The sequence below is a fragment of the Dyadobacter sp. HNCC25DJ185 genome, assembly GCF_056895195.1.
This window is the reverse complement of sequence record NZ_JBXHAR010000007.1, coordinates 156834-176049: the sequence shown is the minus strand read 5'-3', so window position 1 is coordinate 176049 and position 19216 is coordinate 156834. Positions and strand designations below refer to the sequence as shown.

The 19216-nt window shown below is 43.7% G+C and carries 12 protein-coding genes; 10 read left to right on the top strand and 2 right to left on the bottom strand.

Going from position 1 to position 19216, the window contains the following annotated elements:
• Positions 1-478 precede the first annotated feature (478 nt).
• Positions 479-6685, top strand: a complete 6207-nt coding sequence (locus tag AC1XUF_RS20710) for an FG-GAP-like repeat-containing protein (RefSeq protein ID WP_483343738.1) — start codon at positions 479-481, stop codon at positions 6683-6685.
• Positions 6686-6914: 229 nt separating this feature from the next.
• Positions 6915-7373, top strand: a complete 459-nt coding sequence (locus tag AC1XUF_RS20705) for a hypothetical protein (RefSeq protein ID WP_483343737.1) — start codon at positions 6915-6917, stop codon at positions 7371-7373.
• Positions 7374-7486: 113 nt separating this feature from the next.
• Here the strand turns inward: AC1XUF_RS20705 and AC1XUF_RS20700 are convergent, their stop codons facing one another.
• Positions 7487-8035, bottom strand: coding sequence for a hypothetical protein (locus tag AC1XUF_RS20700; RefSeq protein WP_483343736.1), 549 nt, complete (start codon positions 8033-8035; stop codon positions 7487-7489).
• 51 nt (positions 8036-8086) lie between these two features.
• Here AC1XUF_RS20700 and AC1XUF_RS20695 point away from each other — a divergent pair, with 51 nt between their 5' ends.
• The 5 genes from AC1XUF_RS20695 (at position 8087) to gloA2 (ending at position 13509) form a co-directional block, all read left to right on the top strand.
• Positions 8087-9145, top strand: a complete 1059-nt coding sequence (locus AC1XUF_RS20695; RefSeq protein WP_483343735.1) for an acyl transferase — start codon at positions 8087-8089, stop codon at positions 9143-9145.
• A 236-nt stretch (positions 9146-9381) separates the two neighbouring features.
• Positions 9382-9981 carry a gluconate 2-dehydrogenase subunit 3 family protein gene (locus AC1XUF_RS20690; protein WP_483343734.1) on the top strand — a complete coding sequence of 200 codons (600 nt, stop codon included), beginning with the start codon at positions 9382-9384 and terminating at the stop codon, positions 9979-9981.
• 58 nt (positions 9982-10039) lie between these two features.
• Positions 10040-11758 carry a GMC family oxidoreductase gene (locus tag AC1XUF_RS20685; protein WP_483343733.1) on the top strand — a complete coding sequence of 573 codons (1719 nt, stop codon included), beginning with the start codon at positions 10040-10042 and terminating at the stop codon, positions 11756-11758.
• A gap of 133 nt (positions 11759-11891) precedes the next feature.
• Complete coding sequence (locus AC1XUF_RS20680; RefSeq protein ID WP_483343732.1) at positions 11892-13082, top strand: acyltransferase family protein; 1191 nt, start codon at positions 11892-11894, stop codon at positions 13080-13082.
• Positions 13083-13119: 37 nt separating this feature from the next.
• Positions 13120-13509 (top strand): SMU1112c/YaeR family gloxylase I-like metalloprotein, encoded by a 390-nt coding sequence (gene gloA2, locus AC1XUF_RS20675; RefSeq protein WP_483343731.1) that lies wholly within the window; start codon positions 13120-13122, stop codon positions 13507-13509.
• A 4-nt stretch (positions 13510-13513) separates the two neighbouring features.
• Here gloA2 and AC1XUF_RS20670 read toward each other — a convergent pair whose 3' ends face one another.
• On the bottom strand, positions 13514-13993 hold the full coding sequence (locus AC1XUF_RS20670; RefSeq protein WP_483343730.1) for a hypothetical protein: 480 nt from the start codon (positions 13991-13993) through the stop codon (positions 13514-13516).
• Positions 13994-14340: 347 nt separating this feature from the next.
• Here AC1XUF_RS20670 and AC1XUF_RS20665 point away from each other — a divergent pair, with 347 nt between their 5' ends.
• From AC1XUF_RS20665 to AC1XUF_RS20655, 3 genes are all read left to right on the top strand, one after another.
• Positions 14341-16629, top strand: a complete 2289-nt coding sequence (locus AC1XUF_RS20665; protein ID WP_483343729.1) for a peptidylprolyl isomerase — start codon at positions 14341-14343, stop codon at positions 16627-16629.
• 88 nt (positions 16630-16717) lie between these two features.
• Complete coding sequence (locus tag AC1XUF_RS20660; protein ID WP_483343728.1) at positions 16718-18088, top strand: peptidylprolyl isomerase; 1371 nt, start codon at positions 16718-16720, stop codon at positions 18086-18088.
• 54 nt (positions 18089-18142) lie between these two features.
• Positions 18143-19105, top strand: coding sequence for an AAA family ATPase (locus AC1XUF_RS20655; protein WP_483343727.1), 963 nt, complete (start codon positions 18143-18145; stop codon positions 19103-19105).
• The last annotated feature ends 111 nt before the right edge of the window (positions 19106-19216 follow it).

Here is a 19216-nt window from a genome sequence, read left to right as displayed (position 1 = left end):
ATCTCACTGAAATTAATTTATAAGTATTTGTTAGTTTGAATTCTCTAAGTAGTTTTACAGAAGAGTAACAAACAGTTACTTAGCCGAAATTCAATTACGACTAACAAGAGTACTTAATAATTCCAATTATTGAGGGATTTTCCAAATTAGGAGATTTCAAAAAAATTGTTGCCCTTAGGAGATCAACGTTCGCTTCATTGTGGGTTATTTATCATGAATAAATCAATATGAGGGCAGAGAAATATTTGGGTTTATACACTACTAGCCAGTGTTATTACTTTTTGTATTCCATTGGCTCGTCAAAATCTTCGGCTCCCTTTTATGCAAGAGAAACACGGGATAAAGACATCAAAAAAACGTATACATTGATGCGTTCAATTTTCGTTTCCATGAGCTAGCCATACTGTAACAGTTTAGACTTAGCTGTTATTAAATATGAATTCGACCAGTCCCCTTCCTAAAACGTTTAATTTAACAGATGAAAAGAAATTTACTATTTGGTCTGACATTGTTAATTGGCCTATCTGGTGCCTATTCACAAAATATCAACTATACATCCCTTCACAACGCAACAACCTTCAACAGAACGCTATCAACTTCGCTCGCGGTAGGCAGCCTTGTCGGACAAGGTTCCGTATCCAGTAACGGAGCAGCGACTTATTCAATACCAATATCTGTGCCTCCGGGTACTAATGGTGTTGTCCCTGAAATTTCAGTAACCTATAATTCTCAATCCGGTGCAGGAATTGCTGGCATGGGTTGGAACATCTCCGGACTTTCCTCAATTTCTAGAACACCAAGTAATAACTACTTTGATTCACAGACCAACCCTGTTGAACTTAGCCTCAATGATCGGTTTACCTTAGATGGTTCGAGGTTAATTCTGACTGAAGGAACTTACGGTGCAGCAGATTCAAAATATGGAACTGAGGTAGAAAACTTTTCAAAAATCACAGCATATGGAAGTCAGGGGAATGGCCCTCTCTATTTCAAACTGGTAACCAAGGAAGGAGTTACCATGGAATTTGGCAACACAACAGACTCAAAATTCCTGGCTGAGGCAATGAGCACTGTCATGTTCTGGCGACTCAATAAAATCCAAAACCCTGATGGGAACTATATCGAGTTTGTTTACGACAATACAGATCGGGACTCCCGTGTATCTGAAATCCGCTACACAGGTAATTCTGTGACCGGATTAACAGCGTATAATAAAATCGAATTTTCCTACAAAATCCGACAAAGCACGACGCCTGCGTTCTCAGACATCAAAACTTCGTTTGAAGGGGGATCTTCGGTGGTAAGCAAGTATCTGCTTGACCAAATCACAGTTAAAGCCGAAGGTGTTACAGCGACAAAGTACCAATTCAACTATGGTCACGATAATATAAATTCTTATCTGAAAGAGGTGATCCATACAGGAAGCGACGGCACATCGTCCTTTAACTCTACCATTTTTAAATACGGCGACGCGCCCCAGGATTTTGTAAAGGAAGCTGGGCCGATACTTCCCAGCGCTTCCATTGACTATATCGCAGGCGACTATGACGGGAACGGAAAATCCGATATGCTGATAGCCAATTATACGACGATAGCATATGTGACCGCCGGCGGACTAAAAACTGAAAAAAAACACACCAGTTTTAGTGTCTATCGAGATGGTAATCCAGCCAATGCTACGACGTTGGTTAATTTCGATGACGGTACACAGCTAAAAGGAAATCTGGCCAATGCAAATAACTTTTCTTTTTTTAATTCTGATTTTAACGGGGATGGTCTGGACGATTTGATGACTGCGAAAATAGGTACCGCTACTCTTGAAGGTATAAATAGGGGGATACTTGCGGGAATACGTATTTATCAGAGCAAACTCTCGCCTAATGGAGTTTTGTCTGACCAACTACAATTTACAACACTCGGTGTACCTGTTTCTGTGTCAAATCAGAGTTGCATCCCTACCAATGGCAATTATATTTTCAATGGAGATTTTGATGGGGATGGCAAACAGGACTTATTTACATTGCTACAAGCCTCCAACAATGCTCAAAATTATGCGCGCTATTACCGCCTTTATAATACAGGTGAATTACCTTATGATATCTATGATATTGTAAAGGATACGGACAATAGTTGGCTTGGTAATACCTGGGCGGCTGCGGAAAAAATTTTGATTCTGGACTTTAATGGTGATGGGAAAGACGACGTCATGACCTTGACAGGCAACCTTACTCAGGTTTATTCCTATGTCACAACGTCGGGGGGACAGGTTTCATTTAAACTTATATACTCGTCCAGCACAATAATGAAAGGCACGGATCAATTTATTTATTTAGGCGATTTTAACGGCGATGGCAAAACAGACCTTTTGTTTCAAGAATACGCAGGCTCCGGATCCAATAATAATTTCCCGTGGTATAAACTCATATCAACCGGGGCGGGCTACAACAAAACCAGTTTCACATTTGCGACGCCTGCAAATGCTGTGGCAGCGGGAAATGATATCATACAAATAGCTGATTATAACGGCGATGGCAAGTCTGACATCTATCACCAGCAAAAACTCGGCTCTGCTCAGGAAGTAGCATATGTTTATTACAGCAATGGCAATTCGTTCTATATTCAACAGTTCAACACCACCACAAGTACCGTTTACGGCCCCAAAACCAACGGAATCCCATTTGATTTGAATGGCGACGGCCGTTCGGAAATCATCATAAAAGAGGCCAACAATAACCTCAGCATCGTTTCGCCAAAGAAATCCGGTAAAGAAAGGCTGTTGGAAAAAGTGCAAACCGGTTTAGGATTGACTACCACATGGGCTTACAAGTCACTCTCGGAAGGTGGCGCATTTTATACCAAGGGAGCTGTCACTGCCACAGATTATCCTATTCATAGCCTACAGTTGCCGATTTATAGCGTGTCCGAACTTAGCTCTCAAAACGGGATAGGTGGAAATTTCACCAGTCAATATAGTTACGAAGATGCTAAACTACATAAAGCGGGAAAAGGCTATCTAGGCTTTAAAAAAATTACGGCCACAGATGTCACAATGGGTTTGAAAACTGTTTCCGAAAATGAATTTGAACCCAATTTTTATACCTCAACTCCAAAAAAAACTTCCAAGTTTCTGACCTCCAATAACTCTTTGATCAGCGAAATAACGCTTACCAATGCTACGGTTCCGCTGACTACCCCTAAACGCTTTTGGATAAAAACTACCTTGGCTACTGAAAATCAAAACCTTGAGGGCCGGACAGTAACCACCACAAATGTTTATGATGAAGCAAATGGTAATGTTACACAAAGCACCGTTAACAACAACAATGTTGAAACAGTTGTCACCAGTGCGGTTTATGCTGCCTATGTCACAAACCTACTGAACAGGCCTACATCAATAACCGTCACAAAAACAAGAACAGGGCAGGCAGCCTTTACAAAAACTACATTAATGGCGTATAACGCGCTCGGCCAACTGGAATCCAAAACGGACTTTAGTAATACAGCTAAAAAAGTTACATCAGCTTACGAGTATTTCCCAAGTGGAGCTCTCAAGAAAACAACCATTACCGGATATAATGGTTCGACTCCTCTTACAGCTCGTGTTTCCCTTGCTGGTTATGACCCGAAAGACCGTTATCCGCAAACGAATACAAACGAACTTGGGCAAATATCCACCGCCACGTATGACGCGAAATGGGGAAAGCCGCTTAGCTTAACCGGAATTAGCGGGCGGATCACCAGCCATACCTATGACGCCTTCGGGAGAATAGTGACAACCACTTATCCAGAACCATACACGGTTACCAACAGCTATATATGGGACTCTTCCAATGGAGCTGTTTGGCGCAGTCAACAAACCTATTCTGATAATGGCAGGCCGGATTCGAAAATATGGTATGACGTTTTGGGCCGCCAAATAAGAACGGAAAGCGAAGGTCTTGGTGGGGTCGCCATTATTCAAACGCAGACTTATGATTCACGAGGCAATGATTACGTAAGTTCACAGCCCTACAAATCAACAGAAACGTTCCTTACCACTACCAAGGGGTATGATGCGTATAACCGCCTTAATTCAATTAATAGTGGGCCATTAGGAACGGTTACCAGTAGCTATTCCTATTCATCCGGCAATCTTACCGTCACAACCACAGCCCCTTCGGGTATCACCTCGAAGAAAACAGATGCAAGTGGTCATATTATTGAGGCCACAGATGCAGGAGGAACCCTTAGCTACACTTACTATAGCCACGGATCATTAAAAGAGGTTAAGAATGGAAGCAGCGTCCTTACCTCAATAGAATATGATGCAAATGGTCGACAAACAAAATTAACGGACCCAAACGCCGGCGTCACTTTATACGAATATGATGCTCTCGGGCAGTTGATCAGTGAAACCAATGCGAATAATCAAACCCATACGATGACTTACAACGCCCTAGGCGAGATAGTCAATCGAATTGGACCTGAAGGGACTACGACCTATACGTACGGAACAACAAACGTCTCTAACGAATCTATGGGCCAGATAAAGCAGGTAACGGGATTTGTTCCGGGCAATCAAACGCTCTACTCCTATGACGTGTTAGGAAGAGTAACCTCGGTTAACGAAAAAATCGATGAGAATGACGACGGTACTGGCGAAAATCACGTTACCTCTTACACCTACAATCTCTACGGTGACGAGCTGACCATCAGCTATCCTTCTGGTTTGATTATTACCAAAGAATATGACGATTACGGGTTCCTGAAAAAAATCAAGAAAGGCACAACCGAACTCTATGGAACTGGCACTATGAACGGCCAGGGACAGTTGACCACTTATACTCTTGGCAATCAGAAATCCTCCACCAACACTTACGTGAATGGTTTTCCTACAAAATTGGAAACCTCAGGCTTACAAAACCTGAATATGGTATGGGACTATTCCAAAGGAAATCTTACAAGCAGAAATGATGCACGCGGAACCGTAAATAAAACTGAATCCTTCACGTATGATAACCTCAACCGACTAACGGGATCGAGCATTAACGCAGCAACGCCACTTAACCTGACATACATCGGCAATTGCAATATTTCGACCAAAACCGACGTCGGCAACTACACGTACGATAACACCAAAATCAATGCAGTTACACTCGTCACCAATTCCACGTCTTCGGCCGTCTCACTTTTACAACAAAATGTAAGCTATAATAGCTTTATGCAGCCAAGCGTAGTGACAGAAAATGGTTACGAACTCACCTATACATACGGGGCAGACTATAATAGAATAAAAAGTATCACAAAACTAAATAACACTATCATTAACAAACGCTTCTATTTAGACGGCTACGAAAAGGATATCACAGAAAGCAGCAATCGGTATCTCCAGTATATTAGCTCCCCGGCCGGCTTAATAGCTATAATAGTTAGTGAAGGATCCATACACAATATCCATTACGTTTACACAGACCACCTCGGCTCGATCATTACAACCACGAATGAGACAGGATTGGTGGAAACAGAGCTAAGCTTCGACGCCTGGGGAAGGCGACGTACTCATACAACATGGGCATTGCTTGCACCCACGGCGACGAACCTTCCTACCTGGCTTTACAGAGGTTATACACAGCATGAACACTTGGACAATTTTGGGCTCATTAACATGAACAGCAGAGTGTACGATCCCGTGCTAGGCAGAGTCCTAAGTCCAGACGACTATGCTCAGGACATATATGACACGCAAGGTCTCAACCGCTATTCGTATGCCAGAAACAATCCTTTAATTTATACAGACCCGGATGGCAATTTTCCATTCCTAGCAGTTGCCATCGGCGCTTTCATTGGCGGGGTAACGAATGGGCTTGCATATGATTCACAAGGCAAAAATTTTTGGGGAGGATTCTGGCGGGGTGCTATTACGGGTGCGATTGGCGGGTATGCAGGTTATTACGCGCCGATAGGCGCTGGTCCCGGCTTGGCCTATGGAGCTGCGGCAGGCGCTGTAACTGGTGGCATTGGTGCGGCACTTAATGGCGGAAATTTCTGGCGCGGAACAGAGCAGGGGGCCCTTTTCGGGGGTGCTATTGGCGGAATTAACGGGCTCGCCGAGGCAATCAATCTGAAAGCCGACTGGTTTACTGGCGAAAGACCACTGAAGTATATGCCCGTCGAAGGCAACACCATCTTAGGTATGAATTCTGCATCATACACAGACGAATACTTAAATGCATTGGTAAAGGAGAATTTTAGTGATGTCAAAGGCCTAAGCTGGGTAAGCAAAACACATATGCCTAAAGGAACAATTATTAAAGGTGACCATATTGAAGCGATGATAGATGGCAAGCTTCAGAACGCATATGCGGTGACTAAATTGAGAACTTGGGCTCATGGAAACTCCTCTTTCATATTTTTCTCTAAAAGCGCATTCTCTTCACGAGAGCAGCTCGCATATGTTATGACTCATGAAATGGGGCATGTTATCCATAATTATCTGGGCTTAACCGAAAGATCAAAGGAACCATCCACAGGGGATTATAATCAAGGTCATTTGGCAATTTATTCAATGACAAATGAGTTCTTGATCAAAAACTCTTGGCAAACAATCATGCCTGAACACATGACGAACTTGGGATTCGAAAGACCATTTGCTGATTTATATACGCCGATCACGACGTTGATTAGAAAAATCAAATTTCCCAAGTGAAATGAGACTAACTAGTCGTGCTTCCTTTATTTTTTTGTTATTCACCTCCGTATTTTATTGCAGTCCAAATGAAGCCTCCATTGAGGTTTCATTTGGACTGGTAACTCTTTCAAAAAATGACTCCTCCAAGTTTATTAAAGTCCATATTGATAATCGCTCAAATCAAAACTTTTTTATACTGAATACCTGCATAGTAAAAAAGATAGGAACGAACCACCCTTGTCGCAACATGATCTTGGGAGAATATACAAGAATTGGCTCTCACGAACTGAATGACTGTCTTACTAACAGAGGAGAGTTGCTTTTCAAATATCACCATACCACCCCCTTGCTTCGACAAAACCTCATTGATCTTAGAGAGAAAATCTCAGGCTCCTCTCGCCCTTCATCTTTTCAGACCTGGTTCTATTATCTGGAACCACGTTTCGCAGTTTTAGATCCAATACCCTATTTCATATTTATAGATGCGTCAAACACTGCTGACGTTTATTTTGAAATAAGTGACAGACTAACAAGCAAGGATCACGGGGATTACTTGTTGAGCTGGATGACAGAGATGGATATAGATAGGATTGACTCGCCTCACAATGGAGGTGAGTCTTTTAGAAAAGCAGCTAAGGGAGGTGTAAATGGATACCTGTATTACGGCAGCCACATAAAAGTTCATCCTATGAAAATCCAGTTATAGCTAAACGTTAACGCATCTCGCCAACGTCTACATAATTGGTTAATCTAGACCAGCAGGACAGTCTACTCACTTCTATCTAATGGATAGATGAATTAATTAGTTGTAGTACGAGATCACCTGTAAATCGGTACAGTAACAATATCCGTCTCCACTTGATTACTGATATGAAAAGCGCGGTCCATGATGCGAACTTTGAATTTCACTTTACCTGGAACTGAGCTATCGGGATATCGAAATTTGATGTGCAGGTCAAGCTTCCCCTTTATTGGGCCTGCCTTACCGTCTGGCTTTAAAAGTGGAAAAAATTTGAATTGATCTTCTGAAAGTATCGACTCAGACCATGTACTATCCTTATTCATAACCATGGTGACCAATTCGTAGTTGGCTGGTATGCCCCAGCCAGGAATTTTAGAATAAGCCAGCGTAAATAGCGAATCTTGAATATTTTCAGATGATGCGCCGAGATCGCCATCCCCATCCTCAAAATCCACTGTGACCGTCACAATTTCCGTTCGCTGAAGCTTTCCCGAAACAGAATCTGAGGTTGTATACTGGTCAATACCATTATAATATATCTTTGGTGTATCATCAAAATCAGGTATATCCACACAACTTGCCAACGCAACGGCGAACATCAGGAATAGGGAAACTTTCAGTTTCATATTACTTCAATTTTTAACTTTGCACTTTTAATTTATACGAAAGTAACAGTATTGGACCTTCAAAACAATATATCCGGCAGCGAAATCAGGGACAGGCTGAGGGACAAAATTATCGCTTTAAAGTCTTCGGATTTCAACACGCTGGCCCTCGAAATTTTCAGGTATCAGGCCGCTTTCAATCCTGTTTACAAGCAATATATTCATTATCGCAACATCGACACTGAAAAGGTTAACAAGCTCACCGAAATCCCGTTTCTCCCCATACAGTTCTTCAAAACCAACACCATCAGAAGCGGGGACAAGCCCTTAACGGCCGATATTGTCTTTGAAAGCAGTGGAACCACTGGTGCCAATACCAGCCGTCACCATTTGTATGACTCTAAACTCTATAAAATGGTTGCTGAACGTATTTTTAAAGAGCAGTATGGCAACCTCCACCGCTTTCAAATCCTGGCATTGCTACCATCATATCTTGAACGAAACAACTCTTCGCTCGTATACATGATGCAACATTTTATTGATCGAAGTGGCTCGAATTATTCAGGTTTCTATCTTAATAACCCACCTGAGCTGATTCAAAGAATGAAATACCTTTCCGAAAACCCCGACGGAACGGGTATTCTGCTGCTTGGCGTAACTTTCGCACTTCTGGACTTGGCAGAGAGCGGTGAAGACTTGTCATTCATGAAAAAAATCGGGAATTTGATTGTGATGGATACTGGCGGTATGAAAGGCCGACGTCGGGAATTGCTCCGGGAGGAAGTACATGACATCCTTACCCGAAATTTCCACGTGCCTATGATCCACTCGGAATATGGAATGACCGAACTACTTTCCCAAGGCTATTCAAAGGGTAATGGCCTTTTTGAACCAGGCTATTCCATGCGTATTTTAATCAGAGATGTCAACGATCCCTTTGCTATTTCCGACCATAATCCAGACAATTCGAAAACAGGAGGGATCAATGTGATCGACCTGGCCAACCTTGACAGTTGCTCATTTATTGAAACCCAAGACCTGGGTCGGTTCGGAGAAAAACCCGGTACCTTCTACGTCATGGGACGGTTCGATAATTCAGACATCCGTGGCTGCAATTTAATGGTCTTGTGAATCGTTTTTTCAATCGATATTCTGCCAGTCCGACACGATTCACGCTCAAACTTTAACCCCAATTTAATACCACTACTATATTGTAAACCAGTCCTTTGCAAACGGCTTTACTATATAGAATTATTCTAATAAGCCCTAAAGAAGAATATTTTATAAATTAGTCCGCTAATTCAAAATTGCACTAATCAAATGTATTATTACACTTTGAATTGTTAACCTATTTTAAAGTATATCAAATGAAAAGACGTGATGCCCTTGGTCGTGTGGCACTTTTAATGGGTGGCACACTCTCAGCCCCTACGCTACTGGCTTTTCTGGAGGGTTGTAAATCAGCCACCGAAACCTCTTCGGCAATAACATTCCCTTTTTCACCAGACCGGAAGGCACTGGTATCCGAAGTGGCAGAAATCATTATTCCGAAAACGGACACACCTGGCGCCAAGGACGCCAAGGTAGGTGAATTCATCGAATTGATGATTAAAGACTGCTATGCTGGCAAAGACCAGGAAAGTTTTAACAAGGGCTTGGAGGATCTAGAGAAAAAAGATTTTATGAAAGCAGATCCTGCAAAGCAAACCTCTATCCTCAAAGAAATGGAAGCTGCGGTAAAAGTTGAACTGGAAAAACAAGGAGAAGAAAAGAAGAAATACACCGAAGCGGGCAAAGAGTATACAGATGCCCCTGTTCCATTTTTCCGGCTTTTCAAGGAACTCACATTATTGGGATACTTTACCTCTGAACCGGGTGCGACCCTTGCATTGGAATATGTACCCGTACCAGGGCGTTACGACGGGTGCATTGACTTAAAACCCGGTCAGAAAAGCTGGGCGATGTAATTCAAAAACGGCAACGAGGCCTCAGGGCCGGAATTTCAAACTCTGACAAACATTCATCATGAATTTAAACATAAAAGCAACAAAGCAGACCACATACGACGCAATTGTAGTAGGCTCGGGAATCAGTGGCGGATGGGCCGCTAAGGAACTGACAGAGAAAGGCCTTAAAGTGGTGATGCTCGAAAGAGGTCGGGACATTAAACACATTACCGATTACAAAACGGCGACACTCGCTCCTTGGGAGTTTGAACACCGTGGCAGGATCACGACCATCGCAAAAGAACAGTATTGGGCAGGTCTGCGTACAGGTTATACCCCCAATGAAGAGTGGCGCTATCTTTTCGAAAATGACAAAGAAAACCCGTATGACGAAACCCGTAAGTTCGACTGGGTACGTGCGTACCATGTAGGGGGTCGCTCCCTGCTTTGGGGGCGCCAGAGCTACCGTCTTAATCCCATGGATTTCGAAGCTAACGCAAAAGACGGTATCGCAATCGATTGGCCTATCCGCTATTCAGACATTGCGCCATGGTATGACTATGTTGAAAAATTTGCTGGCATAAGTGGTGCAAAGGATGGTCTTGATGTACTCCCTGACGGGAATTACCTCCCTCCTATGCAAATGAACTGTGTAGAAAAACATATAAAAGGAGAGGTCGAAAAGAAATTTGCAGGCCGGCACATCATCATGGGACGCGCTGCTCACCTTACTCAACCGCAGGCCTTCCACACAGAACTTGGTCGCGCGGCGTGCCAGTTCAGGAATATGTGTATGCGAGGCTGCCCCTATGGAGCCTATTTCAGTACCCAATCTGCCACCTTACCCGCCGCTCAAAGGACTGGAAATCTCACTTTGGTGCCTGATTCCATCGTTTCCGAAGTAATCTATGATGACAAAGCAGGCAAGGTGACTGGTGTTCGGGTAATCAACCAGAACACATTGGAAACAAAGGAATACTATGCAAAAATCATTTTTATGAATGCTTCGGCGATCGCTTCAGCATCCATTTTGATGAACTCCAAGTCAAAACGTTTCCCCAACGGACTAGGCAATGACAGCGACCAATTGGGCCGTAATATTATGGACCACCACTTGGCTGTGGGGGCTCGTGGCGATGTTGATGGTTTTAAAGACAAATACTACTTCGGACGTCGTGCAAACGGTATTTATATCCCCCGGTACCGCAACTGGGGCAACGACAAACGCGACTACATAAGGGGTTTCGGATACCAGGGAGGCGCAAGCCGTGAAAGCTGGGGACGCGGTGTAGGGACAGAAGGATTCGGTGCAGATTTCAAAAAGCAGCTTTCTGAACCGGGAGGATGGAATATGAACATTCAGGGCTTTGGAGAAATGATCTCGGATGAGAAAAACCGGTTTACGTTACATCCAACCAAAAAAGACAAATGGGGACTCCCGGTTGTCGTGTTTGATGCAGCCTACGGCGAAAACGAAAGGAAAATGCGTATAGATATGATGAATGACGCAGCCGAAATGCTGGAAGCAGCCGGTCTGAAAAATGTAGAACCCTATATCGACGACTCAAAACATCCAGGCATCGGTATCCATGAAATGGGTACAGCGCGTATGGGTAACGATCCAAAAACTTCCGTTCTGAACAAACATAATCAGGTTTGGGGAGCAGAAAACGTATATGTAACAGACGGTGCCTTCATGACTTCGGCCTCTTGCGTAAATCCATCATTGACCTATATGGCCATGACTGCCCGTGCGGCCGATCATGCGGTGAAAGAATTGAAGAAAATGAATATTTAAGTGACGAATGACATACCATAACTGATTCTTTTAAGATAAAAAAACCTCGTTGGGTAAATCCAGCGGGGTTTTTTCTTTATGCAATAACCCACTTCAGCTTCCGGGCTGATACTCTCATTCTAACCTGACGACCTTGAAAGATTTTGCCCCCTCCCCTATCCAGCGTGTTTCCTCCGTCGATGCGTATCGCGGTTTTGTAATGTTCCTGATGATGGCCGAAGTGCTAAGATTCGGTCAGGTCGCGGAAGCCTTCCCCCAAAGTGCTTTCTGGGCACTTCTAGATTTTAATCAGAGCCATGTTTCCTGGGTGGGTTGCTCGCTGCATGATCTCATACAACCCTCGTTCTCTTTTCTGGTAGGTGTGGCTTTGCCCTATTCGATGGCGAGCAGGGCCAGCAAGCAGCAAAGCACATCCGTGATGTGGTTTCACACCATTCGACGCTCGCTTATACTTATTCTGTTGGGTATTTTCCTGAGGTCCATGCACGCCTCTCAGACCAATTTCACATTTGAAGACACTTTGACTCAAATTGGCCTTGGATACCCTATCCTCTTTGCCTTGGCATTTGCAACGGAACGTGTCCAATGGGGTGCATTGGCATTCCTTCTGTTTGCTTATTTTCTGGCGTTTGCTCTTTATCCTCTGCCTGGTCCTTACTTCGATTGGAACGAAACCGGGACTACTGCTGACTGGGAGCACAACCTTTCCGGCTTTGCAGCGCACTGGAATAAAAACACCAATATGGCCTGGGCGTTCGACCGCTGGTTCCTGAATATCTTTCCGCGGGAAAAGGTTTTTCATTTCAATGGAGGCGGCTATAGCACACTAAGCTTTATCCCCACATTGGGTACGATGACATTGGGTTTGATCGCCGGGAAATGGCTCAAAAGCGCAAGATCTTCTTCGTGGTTGATCCGCAGATACGTTATCACTGCGATAGCCCTTTTTGCGATTGCGATCATCTTGAACCTAACTGGCATTAATCCTATCGTCAAGAGAATCTGGACTCCGGCATGGACACTTTTCAGCGGAGGCTGGTGCTTTGTACTGCTGGCATTGTTCTATTTTGTTGTAGATGTTAAAGATAACAGGTCCTGGTTTGTACCACTCATTGTAATCGGAACAAACTCTATCGCAGCTTACATCATCGCACATACAATTGACGGCTTTATTGATTCGTCTTTCCGTATCAACATCAGTCCCAACTACGATCTGATTTTTGGTGAGGGCCTGCGGTCGCTGGTCAGCGGCGGTGTAATTCTATTAGTCGAATGGTGGATTCTTTACTGGATGTACAAGAAAAAGATCTTTATCAAAATTTGATCTTTGGATTATATTCGCCTTCCAAATAACGCATTGAATGCTCAATATCCATTCTATTCACCATATCGCCATCATTTGTTCGGACTACGAACAATCTAAACGCTTCTATACCGAAATTCTTGGTTTTAAAATTGACCGGGAGGTCTTAAGGAAAGAGCGGCAGTCGTATAAATTGGACCTGTCCCTGAATGGTCATTACTGTATTGAATTATTTTCCTTTCCAAATCCTCCGGAACGGGTATCCCGACCGGAGGCACGTGGTTTAAGGCATATCGCATTCCAGGTAGGTGATGTGGAAGCTGCTATCAAAGTCTTAGAACTGAAGGGCATTTCCCCGGAGCCTGTGCGAGTGGATGAATTTACAGGTAAGAAATTTACCTTTTTTTCGGACCCTGACGACCTACCCATCGAATTATACGAGATGTAGCCTGTCAGGCTGCTACCACGTAAGTGATATTTTTGCGATTGCCGAGTTCGAGCTTGCATAAGGCTTCATAAAACTCGGAAATCCTGATCAGATGTTCATCCAGGACCCTTTTAACCTCCGATTCTTTTTCCATATATAACCTGAGGGATTTATACAGCTGGAGCGTACCTGCTTCAATTTTTTTGAGACAACCTGCTATCTCCTCTTTTTCATTCAGATTTTCCAGGATCTGGAGAGAAGCTTTGGACGAAATCTGATTATCTGCCAGTTCCTTATCTTCCAAAAAACATTTAAAATAATCGTAAATCCATCGAATTTCCTTTTGAAATAAAACAGCGCTGACGTGGCCCTGGCTCAGTACCCTGCGAAAGGACCCCATGCTATCTTTTTTCAATGCTTCCAGATAAAGAAGTTCCCGGTTCTTCTGCTCATTCCACAATGCCCTGATCATCGGAACGAATTCATTTTCTCTCATATACTCCATAAATCTGAAATTTAAGCGACGCCTGAAATTTCAAAAAAATCGTACCTAAAAAGAGAAAAAAAGGCCTTAATAGGGCTATCCAAACAGTTATTCATGTTTAAGTGCTAAAAATCAATTAATAAACTAATTGATCAATTTTAGACACAATTCCGCAGGATGTAACTTGTGGTAAAATCGCCATAGGTATGTGACAGATTTGTGGAATCAAAATGTAACAAATCACATACCGCCGCTTTAATTTTTGTCCTGAACGGAAAGCGTCTAACTTTGCTGACTTTACAATAATTGAGTGCGTTCGGGGTTAAATTAAACAGACCTGCTTCGCTGATCAATCGAATTTAAGAAATATGATTAAAGCTTCTTTTCGTTTTTATTTCCTTGCCATTTTAATAGTCACTTCCTGTAAAACCGTTGCTCCGCCCCAGCAGCAGGCGGCTGCGGAAACTCCGCCCCTGCTCGAAATCGGAAATGAGAAATTCTCTTTTGCGGAATATCAGGATGCTTACAACAGGAATAAATTTGCAACCGACTCCACTAAAGAACTCAGCCCCCAGGAATACCTCGCCTTGTACACTGACCTTAAAATCAAAGTTTTGCAAGCGAGGCAGGAGGGTAAAGATACTACATTGGACTATCGCGAGGAAATCGCTTCATACCGTGACCAACTCGCAAAAAATCAGCTGGTCGACAAAGCATTGGTTGAAAAGCTGACCAATGAAGCCTACAACCGTCTTAAACAGGAAGTGCGTGCATCCCATATCCTGATTGGGGTTTCAGAAGACGCATCGCCGACAGATACACTGGAAGCCTACCGGGCCGCCGTTGCCCTGCGCGGCAGATTAGAAGAAGGCTCAGATTTCGGAGAGATAGCTGCCCGTTTCTCAAAAGATCCTGCGGCAAAAAATACTAAAGGAGACCTGGGTTATTTTACGGCGTTTCAGACATTATATCCAATTGAAACAGCTGCTTACACTCTGCCAATTGGCAAAATATCGCAACCTGTTCGTACCAAAGCCGGCTATCACCTCATCAAGGTGACCGACCGCCGTACAAACCGCGGAATGGTACAAATTGCCCATATCATGATTCGGACGGATTCCGTGGCATCCCCCGCGCAAAAAGAATCAGCCAAGGCACGGATAGAAGAGGCTTACAATCATTTACAGAACGGCGAAGACTGGGCGGAGGTTACCGAAAGCTATTCCGATGACAAACAGTCAAGAAAAAACAAAGGCATTTTACCGATGTTCGGGATCGGCCAGATGGTGCCCGAAATTGAAGAAGCAGCATTCAATCTCAGGGTAAATGCATATTCAAAACCGATACTTACCATTTACGGCTGGCACATTATCAAGCTTCTCGAAAAAAGAAGTATTGAAACGTTCGCCGTCATGGCCCCGGCATTAAGGAAAAAAGTGGTCACCGATTCCCGTGCGAAAATCATCGATCAGGCTAATTTTAAAAGGTTGCGCGAGAAATATGCGGTTCAGGAATTTGACGATCAGTGGCGCATAGTTGCAGCATTGGGGGATAGTACGCTCCGAACAGGCAAATGGGATTATACGAGGGCAGTTTCTGCCGACTGGTCCTCGATGACTTTGTTCAAAATTGAGCAGAGGCCTTTCGATGCAATGTCCTTTCTGAATTACGTGAGAAGAAAACAATTGCCGAGACCTAAGGATGCTTCTCCGCCAGTCATTTTCAGAAGGTATTACAACGAATATCTGGCCGAGAGCCTTACCGACTATGAAAAAGAACATCTTGAAGAAATAAGTCCGGAATTTAAAAGCCTGATGGACGAAATCAGGGATGGTGTGTTGCTTTCCCAGATGATGGAAGAAAACGTATGGCAACGCTCTCTGTCGGATTCGACTGGCCAGGTGAGTTTTTACCAGCGGAACAAACAGCGCTACAATTATCCCGAACGCGCGCTTGCAACCATTATTTCCGCCAAAGACACCCAGACTATCAATGAAATACGGCGAACCCTGGCCGTTTCTCCTTACAAACTGGAAAGAAAATCCAGGGAAATCCTTTTTGGTCCCAACACATCCATTGTGGATGCCGAACAGCAGGAGGCACTCAATGAACTCCGGATCATCATGCAGAAAAATCCTGATTACATTGTGGAAATTGCGGGTTATCGGTCAGCAGAGGAATCAGAAATGACGTCAGCTACCAGGATTCGTAATGTTGTCAAATATCTCACGGCACAAAACATACCCATTCTGCGTATCATAGAAAAAGACTACGGATCCTTCCGCCAGTCAGCCGACCCTGAACGCAACCGGAGGGCGAGTTTTCAGTTCTACAGCCCGTCGAAAAAGGATGTGGAAAAAGTCTATAATGAACTAAATAGCGCAGTTTCTATACAAGATGGGTATTTTATAAAGGATAGCCCGTTGTTTGCGAAGCTGAAATGGCAGACAGGTGAGCAAAGCATTACGGATAACAATGTGATTATCTGGGCAGACGTTAGTAAAATAGAACCGCCGAGAGGTAAGACATTTGCGGAAGCCAGGGGGGGAGTGATCAACGACTACCAAAAAGAACTCGAAAAGCAATGGGTAGCCCGGTTACAGCAAAAATTCCCGGTGAAAGTCAACACCCAGGAATTAGAAAAAATTAAGCGTTAGCTGTATTTTAGCGTTTTATATATTATTTTTTTGCCAATTTTAATAAACGAATACAAACCCGCAGGTTCAATTGGAACAAAACAATCCTATGAAAATAAATAAATTAATTGCAATTCAGTTTCTGACGGCGTTTTCGCTGCTCTTCAGTCTGAACAGCAAAGGGCAGGGACAGCAGGGAGTGAGCCTGGATAAAATTATTGCAAGAGTCGACAACCACTACATTCTCAATTCGGAACTGGAAGACATGTACGCCCAGTACAAATCCGAGGGAAGGACACCTCCCGAAAAATGCCAGCTTCTGGAATCACTGATCATCAACAAAATGCTTCTCGCCAAAGCCGAGATCGACTCCGTGACGGTGGAAGATAAGCAGGTCGATGGAGAACTTGACGCAAAAATGGGTTATATGATCCAGCGTTTCGGTTCTGAAAAAAACATTGTTGAGGCCTATGGAAAAAGCATCGACAACCTGAAAAGCGAGCTACGCCAGCAGGTGAAAGAGCAAAAGATCGTCGAGAAAATGCAAACCAAGATTTCAGGAGATGTGAAAATCACACCAAGCGAAGTCCGCAAATTCTTTAATTCCATTCCAAAAGACAGCTTGCCTTACATTCCTTCTGAGGTTGAAATCGGCCATATCGTCAAAAAGGGAAAAGTGACCCGCGAGCAGAAAGATAAGCTGATCCAACAGTTACGGGATCTCAAGCAACGTGCCGAAAAAGGGGAAGATTTTGCTACCCTAGCCCAAATTTATTCAGAGGATTTAGGTTCAGCGAAGAACGGAGGAGACCTGAATTTTGCTAAAAGAGGTGCCATGGTACCTGAATTCGAAGGAGCAGCATTAGCTCTTAAGCCTGGTGAAATGTCTGATGTCATCGAGTCACAATTCGGATTTCACCTGATCAAGCTGATTGAAACACGGGGTGCTGAATACCATGCAAGACATATTCTTTTAAGACCTGATTACAATAAAGGAACGGATATGACAGAGGCGATCAGATCCTTGGATAGTCTGCGAAAGTTGATCAAAATGGATACGCTTAAATTCGCCAAAGCTGCATTGGATAATTCGGAAGACAAGGAAACAGCCGAATCCGGCGGATTAATCCAGGACAGAAGCACGGGCATTGCGCGGCTTACCCTGGATGCCTCTATGGATCCTGCACTGTACTTTGCAATAGATACAATGAAAGTGGGCGATTTGAGCCAACCCGTATCATACCGTATGGAAGATGGCAGCAGCGCGGTTCGGATTATCTGGTACAAAAGCAAGTCGGAACCTCACACCGCCAACCTTCGCGATGACTATGAAAAGCTCGCTCAAATTGTGTTAAGCAATAAAAGAAACAATGCGCTGGAAAAATGGTTTAAAAAGGCACAGGGAGATGTGTACATTAGCATCGAACCTGAATATAGAAACTGCCAGGTACTGGGGCTTGTCGCGAAGAGTGACATTTAGTCTACAAATGTCATGTTTGTGCCTAAAAAGATTGAAAATCTAAACTGACCTATTGTGAGGTATTCATCGGATGTAGAAGCTGCTGAAGCTATGAAAGTAGCTTATGAGAAAATTCGTAATGAAATTGGTAATGTGATCATCGGGCAGGATGAAGTGGTTAAAAGACTGCTTACCGCTATATTTTGCCAGGGACATTGTTTGCTGGTGGGTGTTCCGGGATTAGCCAAGACATTGTTGATCCAAACCATTGCTTCTTCGCTGGACTTAAATTTCAACCGCATTCAGTTCACACCCGACCTGATGCCTTCTGATATCCTGGGCTCCGAAACATTGGATCAAAACCGCAATTTTAAATTCATAAAAGGCCCCGTTTTTGCGAATATCATCCTTGCAGACGAAATTAACCGTACCCCCCCCAAAACACAATCGGCGCTTCTGGAAGCAATGCAGGAATATTCGGTTACGATTGCAGGTGAGAAACATTCATTGGACCGGCCTTTTTTCGTTCTTGCTACTCAAAACCCGATTGAGCAGGAAGGCACTTACCCGCTTCCCGAAGCCCAGCTCGACCGTTTTATGTTCATGATTCAATTGGATTACCCTTCTTATGCCGAGGAAGTGAATATTGTGAAAAGCACAACCACCGACAGAAGGCACCAGGTTCAGAAGGTTATCACTGCTGAGGAAATCATGGATTTTCAGCACCTTGTACGCCGCGTTCCGGTGACTGACCATGTCATTGAATATGCCGTCAAACTCGTACATAAAACACGCCCAATGGCAGGCTTTTCTGTCAAAGAAACCAACGATTATCTCGAATGGGGGGCTGGCCCGCGGGCCTCTCAGGCACTTATTCTGGCCGCCAAATGTAACGCATTGTTGTCAGGCAAATATTCTCCTGATATCGAGGACGTAAAAGCAGTAGCCTTACCCGTTCTACGTCATAGGATTATCCGGAATTTTAAAGCAGAAGCTGAGGGAATTTCAGTAGACGATATTATCGGGCGGCTTGTTTGACGGCTGTTTTTTGCCAGTAAGTTTCAGTATTTATTTATTTATAAGTTTGTGTTGGTCATTGTATCGGCACAAACTTTTGTTTTTCAGGCTTGCTATTTTAATAATCTGTTT

Coding starts and splice junctions, on each gene's coding strand:
- AC1XUF_RS20710 (WP_483343738.1), top strand. CDS start 479: ATGAAAAGAAATTTACTATTTGGTCTGACATTGTTAATTGGCCTATCT.
- AC1XUF_RS20705 (WP_483343737.1), top strand. CDS start 6,915: ATGATCTTGGGAGAATATACAAGAATTGGCTCTCACGAACTGAATGAC.
- AC1XUF_RS20700 (WP_483343736.1), bottom strand. CDS start 8,035: ATGAAACTGAAAGTTTCCCTATTCCTGATGTTCGCCGTTGCGTTGGCA.
- AC1XUF_RS20690 (WP_483343734.1), top strand. CDS start 9,382: ATGAAAAGACGTGATGCCCTTGGTCGTGTGGCACTTTTAATGGGTGGC.
- AC1XUF_RS20685 (WP_483343733.1), top strand. CDS start 10,040: ATGAATTTAAACATAAAAGCAACAAAGCAGACCACATACGACGCAATT.
- gloA2 (WP_483343731.1), top strand. CDS start 13,120: ATGCTCAATATCCATTCTATTCACCATATCGCCATCATTTGTTCGGAC.
- AC1XUF_RS20670 (WP_483343730.1), bottom strand. CDS start 13,993: ATGGAGTATATGAGAGAAAATGAATTCGTTCCGATGATCAGGGCATTG.
- AC1XUF_RS20665 (WP_483343729.1), top strand. CDS start 14,341: ATGATTAAAGCTTCTTTTCGTTTTTATTTCCTTGCCATTTTAATAGTC.
- AC1XUF_RS20660 (WP_483343728.1), top strand. CDS start 16,718: ATGAAAATAAATAAATTAATTGCAATTCAGTTTCTGACGGCGTTTTCG.